Source organism: Sphingobium sp. SG1 (genome assembly GCF_057063145.1).
On sequence record NZ_JBVVOJ010000003.1, the window covers coordinates 150360 to 163708 of the forward strand.

General features: G+C 61.9%; 10 protein-coding genes. All 10 read right to left on the minus strand.

The features are described 5' to 3' along the window. Positions 1 to 77: 77 nt before the first annotated feature. Entirely contained in the window at positions 78 to 281 is a 204-nt protein-coding gene (locus AC0KVN_RS08710; RefSeq protein ID WP_435566695.1) for a hypothetical protein, read from the minus strand. Positions 282 to 408: 127 nt separating this feature from the next. Further along, a complete protein-coding gene (locus AC0KVN_RS08715; RefSeq protein WP_435566696.1) occupies positions 409 to 663 on the minus strand; it encodes a hypothetical protein in 255 nt (84 codons plus the stop codon). A gap of 684 nt (positions 664 to 1347) precedes the next feature. Further along, complete coding sequence (locus AC0KVN_RS08720) at positions 1348 to 5871, minus strand: beta strand repeat-containing protein (RefSeq protein WP_483656068.1); 4524 nt, start codon at positions 5869 to 5871, stop codon at positions 1348 to 1350. Positions 5872 to 6032: 161 nt separating this feature from the next. Next, positions 6033 to 7772 carry a pectate lyase family protein gene (locus tag AC0KVN_RS08725; protein WP_435566698.1) on the minus strand — a complete coding sequence of 580 codons (1740 nt, stop codon included), beginning with the start codon at positions 7770 to 7772 and terminating at the stop codon, positions 6033 to 6035. A 58-nt stretch (positions 7773 to 7830) separates the two neighbouring features. After that, complete coding sequence (locus AC0KVN_RS08730; protein WP_048937519.1) at positions 7831 to 8214, minus strand: GtrA family protein; 384 nt, start codon at positions 8212 to 8214, stop codon at positions 7831 to 7833. Further along, the gene (locus AC0KVN_RS08735) at positions 8211 to 9206 is read right to left on the minus strand and encodes a glycosyltransferase family 2 protein (RefSeq protein WP_435566699.1); all 996 of its coding nucleotides are present in this window, start codon (positions 9204 to 9206) and stop codon (positions 8211 to 8213) included. Before AC0KVN_RS08735 ends, AC0KVN_RS08730 begins: the two co-directional genes overlap by 4 nt. Next, entirely contained in the window at positions 9203 to 10135 is a 933-nt protein-coding gene (locus AC0KVN_RS08740) for an NAD-dependent epimerase/dehydratase family protein (protein WP_435566700.1), read from the minus strand. The genes AC0KVN_RS08735 and AC0KVN_RS08740 overlap by 4 nt, the downstream gene beginning before the upstream one ends. A 13-nt stretch (positions 10136 to 10148) precedes the next feature. Beyond that, the gene (locus tag AC0KVN_RS08745) at positions 10149 to 11369 is read right to left on the minus strand and encodes a DegT/DnrJ/EryC1/StrS family aminotransferase (protein ID WP_435566701.1); all 1221 of its coding nucleotides are present in this window, start codon (positions 11367 to 11369) and stop codon (positions 10149 to 10151) included. Then, entirely contained in the window at positions 11360 to 12493 is a 1134-nt protein-coding gene (gene rfbG / locus AC0KVN_RS08750) for a CDP-glucose 4,6-dehydratase (protein ID WP_435566702.1), read from the minus strand. The genes AC0KVN_RS08745 and rfbG overlap by 10 nt, the downstream gene beginning before the upstream one ends. Then, on the minus strand, positions 12486 to 13295 hold the full coding sequence (gene rfbF, locus AC0KVN_RS08755) for a glucose-1-phosphate cytidylyltransferase (protein WP_048937514.1): 810 nt from the start codon (positions 13293 to 13295) through the stop codon (positions 12486 to 12488). Before rfbF ends, rfbG begins: the two co-directional genes overlap by 8 nt. Positions 13296 to 13349 lie beyond the last annotated feature (54 nt).

Here is a 13349-nt window from a genome sequence, read left to right on the forward strand (position 1 = left end):
GGTCTGGATCTTGCGCCCCTTGCGGCTCATCCAGGTGACTTCGACCTTGACCGCGCCCATGGTTTTCAGGCCGAAATCTACTCTGAAACCGGGCGAACGAGGAACCGGTAGCCGGCAAGCAGCATATCTCGCGTCGTGGCGTGGACGATCAGCGGCAGGCTGGCATCGCGATCGTCGATAACGGCAAGTAGACCCGCCAGCATTTCGCCACCACCATCATCGAGCATCTGAGCGGTGTCGATTTGGAGAAGCGCGAGACCGTCCGCGTCCACAATCGCCATGATGCGAGCGTGCCGACGGTCTTCCGCGCCATAGCTCACCGATGACGAAATCGATACGCTTCTATGATGCCCACTGTGAAAGCCGCGAAAGTCGGCCCAAAAATTCGCCAAACTACTCTACGAAAACTCATGCGAACTGGAAGCTGTCGGCGTCGACATCAACCAGTTTGACGAATCGGCCTTCAAGATCTTCTTTGATAAAGCGAATGGGAGAGCGCTGAACTTCGCGCTCATCGGGGTGGTGTCGTCGCGTAGCGGCCAGCCAAGCGATGTCCGAATGGATTGCAGCTGGGGCGGCATTATTCGAACTTTTTATCAAAGGCTTATAGGGTATCATAGGGAGATAATGGCCATGCGCATCTCTCAAATCATTCCTGTCCATTCCCTTGGCTTACCCTCAGTTGGCTGGAAAATTGGCTGAGCGACGTCAGAATAAGCTGTTGTCAGTTGAGCCGTTCTGCACGGGTAATCTGCCTCGACCACGATCCTAAAGCTCGATCAACAGCGGGTCGGTTTGCCAAACTCAGAACCGATAAACGCACGGTGCGCTCGATATCGACATGTCACCAAGATGAAGTATATTCATCGACTGGCTGCGTAATCAGCGCAGCGACCCGTCCTGATTTGGTCCGCGCCTGCCAGCGCGCCCATTGCCGTGCAAATAGAGCTGGATGAATAAGCAAGATGCACGTCCCTACGACATCGGTGATGCCGAAGAGCTGTGGAAGCGCTCTAGGAAGCTCAAAGGCTCGGGTTTCACGCCACAGATGAACCGCCCCCGGGATTGCCAGAGGACCTAACTCCTGAGAGGAAGGGTCTTCGCGAACAAGTTTGCCTTGAGGTTCTGCAGCGGGCGACCGGACGTGTAGCAATTGCATGATCTACTGTACCGTTCTCACCGTAGACATGCCTGATTTCAATAAGCCGGCCGGCTCCGCATGTGCTCACCTTGCCGCCGACCGATGCAGCATTCACGCCGTGCGCCCGCAGGTTTGCCGGACCTGGTGCTGCGCCGGCAATGCCGCAATAAGCGGCGCTGCATTTCTTCACCCCTGTCAGACAAGTGCTACGCCAATCCGAAATTCTGGAACGTCAGCGTCGGCTTTGTGCTGAGGAAGGCGACCTGGACCATTGCCTGGGAGCCGGAGCCGTCGGGGTCGTAATAAAGCGCGCCGGTCGACTTGTTGTAGACGAGATACTGGTCCGGTGCGGTTGCCGCGGTTCCGGCATAGAAGGCCGATGACGGCAGGCTTCCGCTAGGCATCGAGGCAAAGGCGGTGAAGATGCCGCGCGCGAAAACGAGCATGTCCTCGCCCGGCGTAAAGTCCTTCACCGTGTCGCGGTCGGCCGATACGGTCAGCGAATCGAACAGGAAGCTGTCCGCCCCGGCCCCGCCGGTCAACTCATCGAGGCCAGCCCCGCCGACCAGCAGATCATTGCCGTCATTGCCCTGCAGGAAGTCGTTGCCGTCTTCGCCATAGATGCCATCATCGCCGCCCATGCCAACGATGAGATCGCCACCCAGGCTGCCGCGCATCAGGTTGTTGCCGCCATTGCCGGTCAGGGTATTGGCGAAATCATTGCCGACCACCGCGATATTGGCCGAGCCGGTCTGCGTCAGCTTTTCGAGATTGTCTTCCATCGTGAAATCGACGCTGGCATAAGCAATGTCGGTGCCTTCGCCATAATATTCGACGATCCGGTCGCCCAGATTATCGACATAGAAAATGTCGTTGCCGATGCCGCCATAGAGCATATCGGCGCCACCAGCGCCGTCGAGCGTGTCATTCCCCGAACCGCCGTAGAGGATGTCGCTGCTAGCATTGCCGGTCAGCACATCGGCTCCGCCCAGCCCATTGATCGTCCACAGATCGTTGGTGGCAGCGGTGAAGATATTCACGCCATTGTCGCCGATAAAATATTTCGGCTCTGGCATGTTGTTGAGGCCGATGGTGAAATTCGATTCCACATAGGCACCCTGGCTGTCGGTCACGCGGCCGACCACCTGGTAGGAGGTCGCCGTTTCATAATCGAGCAAGCTGCCATTGGCGACCGATATCAGCCCCGTTGCGCCATCCACCGAAAAGCGTCCGCCCGCCGTGTTGGTCAGGCTGAAAGTCAGCACATCACCGCTATCGACGTCGCTTGCGCTCAATGTGCCTATGGCCGTGCCGTTGGCCGCATTTTCATTCACCATGTTCCCGGTCAGCGCCAGCGTCGTCGGCGCATCATTGGCGCCCATCACCGTCAGCGTCACGGTGGCGCTGGATTGCATGCCGGCATTGTCCTTGACCATATAGGTGAAGGAATCGGTGACGCTCTGCCCGACGGCCAGTGACTGATAGGCCGAACCGGGTGCATAGCTGATCGTCCCGTTCGACAGGGTCAGCGCGACACCGTTGGTGGTGGTCGCCGGCAGGGCTTGCAGCGTCAACACATCGCCCGGATCGGGATCGACATCATTGGCCAGCAAGGTGGCCGACGAGAAGGTGGAGCCGTCCTCCGATACGCTGACAGTGTCGGCATTCGCGGTGGGAGCGTCATTGATGCCGGCCACGACCACGCTCACCCGCCCGGTCGCATCGACCCCGACGGTGTTCACCACCTCGTAGGAGAAGAGTGCCGTGCCGCTGAAATTGGCATAGGGGGTGAAAACGATATTGCCATCGGTATCGAGGCTGATCGTGCCGCCGGAAATCGCCGATGCACCGACCAGCGAGATGGGCAGCCCCTCCGCATCGACATCATTGGCGAGCAGGGTCGAGGCGAGGATTGTGATGCTCTGATCCTCCACGCCGGTCACGCTGTCCGCCGTGGCGATCAGCGCGGGTGGGCCACCTTGCGGACCGAGCGGTTCGAACAGCTTATATTTGACCGATGTTCCCAGATTGTCGCCGCCCTGACCGCTATAATCGGTCCATACCAGCGCGAAGCCGCCATCGGTGCCACCGGCGACCGCCGGATCGGCCTGAGCACCGAGGGATTCGGTATTGACGAGAAATTCGCCACCAATGCGGGCGCCGTTGATGTCGAAAATCTGTCCCTTGATCCCTGCGGTGCCATTTTCTGTGGCCGCGCCGCTATAGTCGGACCAGCTGACCATGATATTCCCGCCAGCCATGACGCTGATGCTGGGCGCCAATTGGCCGCCGGCTATGGTCGTGTTGACCAGTTTCTCGCCGCCGACCTTGGCACCGCTGGCGTCGAATATCTGCAGTTTCAGGCCATAATAGTCATTGTCGCCGCCAACGCCGCTATTATCGGCCCAGACAATGGCGAAACCGCCATTGGCAAGGCCGATGATCGCCTGCTGCTGCTGGTTGCCGGCGGTCGTCGTATTGACGAGAAATTCGCCGCCGACCTTGCTGCCATTGGCCGAGAAGATCTGGGCCTTGACCGCGTCCTTGTTGTTGTCGCCGCCCAAAAGACTGGAATCATGCCAGCTGACAACGAATCCGCCGTTGGACAGTGCAGCCACCACCGGCGTATCCTGCGCGTTGGCGGTGTTGGTGTTGACCAGCAGTTCCGTGCCCAGCCGGTTGCCATTGGCATCATAGACCTGGGCCTTGACCGATGTCGAACTGGCGTCTCCACCCTGCAGGCTGGAATCGGCCCAGGTGATGACGAAGCCGCCCGAGGAAAGCGCGGTGATCGCGGGTGTGCGCTGGGCGTTGGCGGTGGCCGTGTTGACGAGAAATTCGGTGCCGGTCGCATTGCCGCTGGCATCATAGACGCGTGCCTTGATGCTGGACACCGAGGCATCGCCGCCCGTCAGGCTGGCATCGACCCAGCTGACAACGAAACCGCCCGACGCGAGCGCGCCAACCACGGCGCCGTCCTGGCCGTTCAAGGTCGCGACATTGACCAGAAATTCCGATCCGACCTTGACCCCATTGGCGTCGACGATCTGCGCCTTGATACCGCTGCCGCTGGTATCTGTTCCCTGCGCGCTGCCATCGCTCCACACCATCACGTAGCGGCCATCGGCAAGACCGACGACAGAGGCCTGTTGCTGGCTGCCGGTGGTCATGCTGTTGGCAAGCTGTTCGGTGCCGCCGGTATAGCGCTGTTCATTGACGGCATCGGTCAGGTTGAGCGTCACCACCTTGTCGAAGCTGTTGCCGAACGTATCGGTGGCGCGGATGGTCAGGGTCGCCTGGGTGGACGTCTCATAATCCAGCAGCAGACTGTCCTGCACCACCAGCTTGTCCTTGTAGACCGCAAAGGCGCCGCCGGTGGAATCATCGAGTATCTGGTAGTTGTAGACTGCATTGGATGCGCCATTGGCGCTGAGACTGCCGATGCTGGTATTTTCGACCGCCGTTTCCGACAGGGTCGTATTGGACAGGGTCAGATCGCTGATCGCGGCGGTGGTCGGGGTCAATATCCGCGCCTTGATCGATCCATCGCTGTCGCCGCTCTGGCCGCTATAATCGGTCCATGTCACCAGCAGCGCGCCGGATTGCAGTGCGACGATCGGCGGCATTTCCTGATTGCCGGCGGTGATGCCGTTGATCTGGAATTCGCCGCCGAGCCGATCGCCAGAGGCATCGAATATCTGCGTCTTGATGCCAAAGCCGCTTGCATCCGATGAGAGGATGCTGTTGTCACGCCAGCTGACCGCAAATCCGCCATCGACCGTGGCCGTCACCGTGGGCTGATCCTGCGAATTGAGCGTGGTGCTGTTGACCAGCATTTCGGTACCGACGCGATTGCCGGCGGCGTCATAGATCTGCGCCTTGATGCCCGACGCGCTACTGTCTCCCTGAAGGCTGAGGTCGCGCCAGACGATGACGAAGCCGCCGTTCGAAAGGGACGTGATGACCGGCTGGTCCTGGGTCGCTGCCGTCGCGCTGTTGACCAGGACTTCGCCGCCGACCTTGGCACCGCTAGCGGTGAAGAGCTGAGCCTTGATACTGGTCGCCGAACTGTCGCCGCCCAGCGCGCTGTAATCGACCCAAGTCGCAACGAAGCCGCCCGAGGCCAGACCGGTGATCGCGGGCGAGAGCTGGCTGTTGGTGATGGTGTTGTTGATGAGGAATTCGCCGCCGACCTTCGCGCCGCTGGCATTATATATCTGGGCGCGGACGCCGGTGCCCTTATTGTCCGGCGCAGTGGCGCTGGCGTCGACCCAGCTGATGACGAAGCCGCCCGAGGCCAGGCTTGTCACCACCGAATTGGACTGTCCCATCTGGGTGGTGCTGTTGACCAGGAATTCGCCGCCGACCTTGGTACCATCGGCGGCGTACATCTGCGCCTTGACGCTGGTCTTGTCGGCATCGCCGCCCTGACCGCTATTGTCGGTCCAGGTGACGATGAAGCCACCCGAAGCCAGCGCCGTGACGGCGGAGGAATCCTGTGCATTGAGCGTCGAACTGTTGACCTGGAATTCGCTGCCGACCGCCACGCCATTCGCATCATAGCGCTGGGCCCGGATGCCGGTCCCGCTGCCGTCGCTGCTGGCGTCGGTCCAGGTGACGATAAACCCGCCGGAGGACAGCGCCGCAACCGAAGCATCGGTCTGTATGCCGCTCAGAACCGAATTGATGCGGAACTCGCTGGATCCCAGCAAATAGGCTCCCGTCGCCATGGCCCGTGGCACTCCTCTCACCGATTGCGGTTGGACAGGCGTGCTTCCCAGTCCGCCCGCCATCGCGAAAGGCTAACGCAGCGCAGAAGCCGACGACATGAAAATTCCGGGTGGAATCATGCCATCGGGATAGGCTCACCCTACCCCTTTAGGAGATTTACTTAAGGACCGACCCGCACCACCACCGTATCGATCGCATCGCCCCCCTGGGGGCCGATACAGGCAATCTGGTAGGTGGTGGTCCGGGCCGCCGTCACATGCCGCGATCCGTTAGCCGGAACGCCCAGCCCCAGCAGCTTGCAGCTCTTGATGTTCTGGCCGGTCCAGCTGAGCGTCGTCGTCCCCGCCGCCGCCAATTGGCTCGGCTGCGCCTTGATGCTGATTTCGGGCAAGGGGCCGACATCCTTGATCGCAAAGCCACAGGTCGGATCGGGCAGCATGGCCGAAGGCGCGCGCTGCACGATATCGTCGCCTGCCAGAGAGGAGAGATAATGTTCGAGGTTGGAATAGCCGTCGGAGGCGATCTGTGCGCCATCGCGCCCGTCCGCCGGCGACAGGCCATGCGCGCTCTCCCACGTGTCGGCCATGCCATCCTTGTCCTGATCCAGCGGCGCGGCGCCACCCGGCAGGACCGGCCAGCCACCGACCTGGGACGGCGCGTTGAGAATTTGCCCCTTGCAGATCGCCATGTCGTTCAGGAGCCTTTTATCGGCGGTGTCGCGAACCGGCCTGGTCGCGCCGGCAAAAGCCAGGATGTCGCGATAGGCCTGCCCCGGCCCGGTGATGGCCGCAGGCGACAGCGACACCGGAAAGACTGGTGCAGCCCGGATATATTGCCAGTCGCGCGAAGGCATGACGAGCCGCTGATCGCCACTGTTGGCAGGGCGGTGAATATCGACATTATCCCGGACATAGATATCGAATGGCGCGGGATAATCGCGAAAATAGGCGGCCAGATAGAGTTGATTGGTCTTTTGCGAGGATGGCCCCACGACCGCAACGTTACCGATCATGTTGATCGCGAGTGCCCCGAAGCGGGTGTAGAATTCGCCATTATATTGTTGCGAATTATAGATCACATTGTTGATCATGTCGAAATTGCCGCGCAGGTTGACCAGCGGGTTGCGCCGCACATTGCTGGCGATCAGATTGTGATGGAAGCTGACATTGCGGGCGCCATAGCCGAAATAGCTGCCCCGGCTGTGCGGACCGCGATTGGCGTCATTCAGCCCTTCGGACAGGATCGACCATTGCACACTGATGTCGCGCGTCTCGCCGCAGGGAAAGGGTACATCCCCTGATCCGACGATGTTGATGCCCTCGTCCGTCGGCCAGGAGGTCGACAGATGATCGAGGATCACGTCATGGGCCGCGCCGCTGATCTGGATCGTGTCGACATTATCGGAGGCCTTGGCCGATGCGCCGGGACGCAGGCGGATGTGGCGGATGACGACATCATGCGTCTGCACCAGCATCGGTGAATTGAGCGAATTGCGGATGCGGATGGCGATGCCCCCCGGAGAGGTCTGTCCGGCGATCGTCAGATAGGGCTGCATCACCTTGATCCAGTCGTCGACGACGATCGTGCCGCTGACACGAAAGACGCAGGTCCGCGGCCCCGTCGCCTCGGCACATTCGCGCAGCGTCCCTGGCCCCCTGTCCTGCAGGCTGGTCACCAGATAGACCAACCCGCCACGCCCCCCCTTGGCAAAGCGACCAAAGCCTTCCGCTGTGGGAAATGCCGCCTGCCCACTCGTGCGCGGCACGGTCTCTTCGCAATTGTCGCTGTTGAAGGAGGAGGATTGCGCGCCCGACTGGCCGGTCGCCTGGGGGCCCGGCAGCATCAATGCGGTTGTGACGGCAAGCCCGGCGGCAGCAGCGGCAGCGGTCATGATCCACATCGTGACTTTCCCTCTTGCCGCCCCTTCTTCCCGTCGCGCCATCGCATCGCTCCCGCCGTCATGATCGGCCGGGCGCGGCGAAGACGAAGAGGCGCGACACCAGGAAATTGAGACAGAGCGTGGCGCAGATGGCGAGGCCCTTGGCCGGCACGGCACCGATCGGCGTCGCGAACAGCCAGACCAGAAGCGTGGACAGCACCAGCCCGGCCAGGACCATCAACATGAAGCGCCCGCCCTGCGACAGCAATAGGCCATCCCGCGCCCTGAAGGTCCAATGGCGATGGAGCAGGAAGGCAAGGATCGCCGAACCACCATAGGACAGAATATTGGACAGCCGCGCATCCAGCCCCTGCCCCGTCAATCCCAGATAGAGCAGGGCATCCGCCAGCGTCGCGCCACCACCGGCGACCAGGAAGCGCATGGCCTGCCATCGCGCGCTCATGACGGCGCGATCCCACCTGCCGCTTCCCGAGCCGATCGTGGTCGCAGGTTGAGGGCGAACTCGACCGGCGGCGCTGCGGTGCGCTTTACCTGCAGGAATATGCGGCCGACATATTCGCCGAGTATGCCCAGGAACATCGCATTGAGCGTGATCGACATCAGAAGCAGCACCGTCGTCGTCGCGAAACCGGCCGGCCACCCCGCGCCGATGGTCAGGCGCCAGAGCAGATAGACGAAAGTCAGGAGGAAAGTGGTGCTGCCCACCAGCAGGGCGACGAGAGAGGCAATGCGCAATGGCAACAGCGAATGGTTGAGCAGGCCATCCACCGCCAGCCCGATCATCGGCCATAGCGAGAATTTGCTCTGCCCGGCCTGACGCATGCCACGGTCATATTCGATGCCGACCTGCGAGAAGCCCATCGCGCTGATGAGCCCGCGCACATAGGGCGTGGTGTCGGCGACGGCGGCCAGTTCCTGCAGGATGCGGCGATCCACCAGGCGGAACTCGCCGGCATCGATGGGCAGATCATCCTCGCTGACCGCATTGATGATCCGATAGAAACGGCGCCGCGCCCACTGGGTCGCCGGCCCGTCGCCCAGCGAGCGGCGGATGCCATAGACGACCTGATGTCCCTCGCGCCAGCGCGCCAGCATTTGCGAGATCATCGCGGGGGGATCCTGAAGATCGCAATCGAGCTGGATCGCGCATTCGCCGCTTGCATTCTTGTAGCCGACCAGCACCGATCGCTGATAACCGCAATTGCGGGAAAAGCGGATGACCCGGACGTTGTGATCGACGGCCGCTATCCGCGCAAGAAGCCCGAACGTGCGATCCGTCGAATGATTGTCGGTGAAAATGATCTCATAATCATAATCGGGCAGCCCAACGAATACATCGACGATCGCCCGATAACAGCGTTCGACATTATCCTCTTCATTATAGGCCGGCACCACGACCGAGACCAGGGTTCGCAAGGGCCCTTCCATCTTCATGCCTGCACCGCCTTGCTGGCGCGGACGGCGGAGATGGTTCTCTCCAGCCCGTCATCCAGCATGATGCGCGCCCGCCAGCCCAGGTTCATGGCAAGCGCCTCCACGGCGAGGCGCAAGGTGACCGGATCATCGATCGTCTCGCGGCGGACCAGTCGCGGATTCGCCCCCGTCAGGCCGACCACACGATCCGCCAGGTCACCGACGGCCACATCCGTGCCTGAACCGACATTGAGGATGGTTCCGCCGCGCACATTGCTTTCCGCGATGCACAGCAGGGCATCAACGGCGTCCCCGACATGGATCAGGTCGCGTCTGTCCGTCGGCCGGCTGAGGATGATCGGCCGGCCGGCGATGCAGGCCCCGATCAGGGCGGGAACCAGGAAGTCGGCGGCCTGGCCGGGCCCATAGACCAGCGCCAGTCGCGCGGTCACAATTGGGAATGGCAGGTTGCGGGCCAGTGCCTGGGCATAATAGGTGGCGGCGGTGAGCGATGCGGCATAGGCCGTCAGCGGCCGCTCCCGCTGATCCTCGCGGAACGGCACCGCCTGCGCGCCATATTCCGCGATCGATCCCGTCCGAACGACCATTTGCGGTGGTCGCCCGGTCCGTGCCACAGCTTCGAGCAGCGCCAGGAACCCCGCCAGCGTCTCGACCGATGCGCCGGCCTGCGTCACCGCACCATCATGACGCCACGCGGTATTGCCCACCAGCCAGAAGATATGGGTCGGCGCGCTATCCGCGATACAGGCCTGCAAGGCCGGACCGTGCGAGAGGGCAAGCCGGTGCTGCGTCACGTCGGGCAGCGTCGCCAGTCGCCAGCCATCGCTATCCGGGCGGAGCAGGACATGCACCTCCCACCCCTCGGCGAAAAGGCGTCGTGCCAGATGCGACCCTATAAAGCCTGCTCCGCCGACCAGCAGGGCGCGCATGGGCCTGCGCTCCTCAAGCGACCGCAGCGGAACGCGCGCGCGGCCCCGCCTGCTGATCGGCAAAGGCAGCAAAGGTCTGTTGCAGATAGTCGATCTGCGCCTCGTCGAGCCCATGATGGCAGGCCAGCAATATACCGCCGCGCATCACGGCATCGGCAACCGGATAGCCGCCGTCTTCCGTACGGCAGGTCACGCCACGCATGGCCGGCTGGCGCAGGATATTGCCGGTGAAGACAGGGCGGGTCTGGATGTCCCAGCCCTCCATCCACATCTGCATCTCACGCCGCGTGAAGGGCGCATTTTCCCGCACGGTCAGCGGGAAGGAAAGCCAGCCGGTGACGGACTCATCGAGCTGACGGGGCAGTTCGAACCAGTCTTCATATTGGGCGAAGAACGCATATTGCCGCGCAAAATTGGCGATGCGGGCGGCAATATTCTCTTGCAGCCTGTCGAGCTGCACGAGACCGAACGCCGCGCCCATTTCGGAAGGTTCGATGTTGAACCCCAGCGCTTCGAACAGGAATTTCGCATCATATTCGATGCCATCGACCTGCACACCGAAGCGGTTTTCCGCGGCTTCGGAGTCTACGAACAAGGACGAGGTGCGTCCCCAGGAGCGCAGCAGTCGCGCCCTGCGTGCCATTTCGGCATCGTTGATGCAGATCATGCCGCCATTGCCCGCAGCGTTGATGACATGCGAGCCATAGAAGCTGGTGGTGCTGATATGCGATCGCGTACCGGTGCTCTTGCCGCGCAATGTGGCGCCCAGCGTGTCGGCACTGTCCTCCACCAGCATCAGATCATGGCGTTTGGCGATGTCCATCAGCACATCCCAATCGGGCAGATTGCCGATCAGCGAAGGGATCATCATCGCCTGGGTCTGGGGACCGATCATCGCCTCAATGTGCGCGACATCGATATTGTAGGTTCCCGGCTCTGCATCAATGAACACCGGCACCAGCCCGGCCCGGACGATCGGCGCAACGGTGGTGGCAAACGTCAGGGCCGGCGTGATGACTTCACTCCCGGCCGGCAAGCCGAGCAGTTCGATGGCCAGATAATTGGCCGAAGAACCGGAATTGACCATCAGCCCGTGATGCTTGGCAAAAAGCGCCGAGACGCGGGCCTCCATCGCGCGCACCTGCTCGCCCATCTGCGTGGAGGACCGCAAAACTTCCACCACGGCGGCAATTTCGGCCTCGCCATGGACGCTCTTTCCGTAACTTACGTGCATTGCAGAAGCTCCTCCGAATGGGCGGCGGTACGCAGATCGAGATAGGCCGCCAGTTGCGCGCACGAGAAGGCGGCCATATCGGCGTCTCCCCGCAGATAGTGCGTGTACCAGTCGGCAGTGAGGCGGATGGTGCTGGCCATCGAAAGGCAGGCACGCCAGCCGAGCACATTGGCCGCCATGCTGCTGTCGAGCCGCAAGGTACGTGCTTCATGCGGGGCGTTGCTGTCGGCGGAGAAGCGGATCGGCAGGTCCAGTTCCGGCGCACTCGCGATCAGCGCACGCGCCAGTTGCTCTACCGTCACCGCATCATTGTCCGACGGGCCGAAATTCCATGCGGGTTCGGCGGCGGCAGAGGTGCCGGCCAGCATCTGTTCCGCAACCAGCAAATAGCCTGAGAGCGGTTCCAGCACATGCTGCCAGGGACGGATGCTGAGGGGATTGCGAATGATCATCGGATTTTGCGCGGCGGCGGCACGGATGATGTCGGGTATCAGTCGGTCCTCCGCCCAGTCGCCGCCGCCGATCACATTGCCGGCCCGCACGGTCGCCAGCATCGGCCCATCCGGATCGGAGAACCAGCTGCGCCGATAGCATTGCGCGACCAGTTCGGTGCAGGCCTTCGACGCGCTGTAAGGGTCGGTGCCGCCCAGTCGGTCATTTTCCCGATAGGGCCAGGACCAGTCGTGATTTTCATAGCATTTGTCGCTGGTAACGACGATCACCGCCTTGAGCGAAGGCATGGTCCGCGCCTGATCCAGCACATGGGCGGTGCCGATGACATTGGTCGCGAACGTATCGGCGGGTGCCGCGTAGGAGCGGCGGACAAGCGGCTGTGCCGCCAGATGGAATATGACCTCCGCATCGAAGTCCCGGGCGGCGGCGCGCAGGGCGGCCTCATCCCTAATATCGGCGAAGCGGCTATCGATACGCTCGGCGATGCCCGCCGCCGCATAGAAGGAGCGCGATCCCGTCGGTGGTAGCGAAATGCCCCTGACGATCGCCCCGACATGCGCGAGCCAAAGGCACAGCCAGCCGCCCTTGAAGCCGCTATGCCCGGTGACGAGGACACGCCGACCGGCAAAGGCGGTGGCGATCCGATCGGAAATGCCGGCAGGATCAGGCATAGATTTTCGGCCGCAGTTCCGCGCCATGCGCATTTTCGAACTGAAGCCAGGGAGGCGTGCCCTCAGCGCTCAGCCTTTCGAGCTGATCGCGATCGCGTATGGTGTCCATCGGGTGCCAGAAGCCGCGATGCTTGTAGGCAAACAATTCCCCATCGGCTGCGAGCCGGGCAAGCGGAGATTGTTCGAGCGGCTCGGTATCGTCGCCCAGATAGTCGAAAATGCCCGGCTCGAAGACGAAGAACCCGCCGTTGATCCAGGTTTCGTAACGTGTCACCTTCTCGGTGAACCGGGCGACGCGATCATCCTCCAGGTCCAGATTGCCGAAACGGGCTGGCGGCTGGACCGCCGTCACCGTCGCGATCCTGCCATGGGCACGATGGAATGCGAGCAAGGCGTCGATGTCGACATTCCCCACGCCATCCGAATAGGTCACCATGAACGGCTCGTCGCCGAGCCAGTCGCGCAACCGGCGAATGCGTCCACCGGTCATGGTGGTTTCGCCGGTGTCGACGACCGAGACGTTCCAGTCCATGCTGCGGCACGGACGCAGGTTCATCTGCCCGGTGCCCAGCGTGACCGTGAAATCATTGTTCATCAGATGAAGATTGTTGAAGAACGCCTTCATCGTCATGCACTTGTATCCACAAGCCAAGACAAAATCCTTTTGTCCGAAATGGCTGTAGATATCCATGACGTGCATCATGATCGGGCGACCATTCACCTCCACCATCGGCTTTGGAATGCGGACGGTTTCCTCGGACAGACGAGATCCCAGTCCTCCTGCCAACAATACGGTTTGCATCGTCGCTCCCCCTTCCTTGGCGTCAGGCCCATATCGGCCCACCCCGCCATGATA

Excerpts from the sequence above, each read along its gene's own strand:
- AC0KVN_RS08710 (WP_435566695.1), bottom strand. The coding sequence starts at position 281 with ATGGCGATTGTGGACGCGGACGGTCTCGCGCTTCTCCAAATCGACACC.
- AC0KVN_RS08715 (WP_435566696.1), bottom strand. The coding sequence starts at position 663 with ATGGACAGGAATGATTTGAGAGATGCGCATGGCCATTATCTCCCTATG.
- AC0KVN_RS08720 (WP_483656068.1), bottom strand. The coding sequence starts at position 5,871 with ATGGCGACGGGAGCCTATTTGCTGGGATCCAGCGAGTTCCGCATCAAT.
- AC0KVN_RS08725 (WP_435566698.1), bottom strand. The coding sequence starts at position 7,772 with ATGTGGATCATGACCGCTGCCGCTGCTGCCGCCGGGCTTGCCGTCACA.
- AC0KVN_RS08730 (WP_048937519.1), bottom strand. The coding sequence starts at position 8,214 with ATGAGCGCGCGATGGCAGGCCATGCGCTTCCTGGTCGCCGGTGGTGGC.
- AC0KVN_RS08735 (WP_435566699.1), bottom strand. The coding sequence starts at position 9,206 with ATGAAGATGGAAGGGCCCTTGCGAACCCTGGTCTCGGTCGTGGTGCCG.
- AC0KVN_RS08740 (WP_435566700.1), bottom strand. The coding sequence starts at position 10,135 with ATGCGCGCCCTGCTGGTCGGCGGAGCAGGCTTTATAGGGTCGCATCTG.
- AC0KVN_RS08745 (WP_435566701.1), bottom strand. The coding sequence starts at position 11,369 with ATGCACGTAAGTTACGGAAAGAGCGTCCATGGCGAGGCCGAAATTGCC.
- rfbG (WP_435566702.1), bottom strand. The coding sequence starts at position 12,493 with ATGCCTGATCCTGCCGGCATTTCCGATCGGATCGCCACCGCCTTTGCC.
- rfbF (WP_048937514.1), bottom strand. The coding sequence starts at position 13,295 with ATGCAAACCGTATTGTTGGCAGGAGGACTGGGATCTCGTCTGTCCGAG.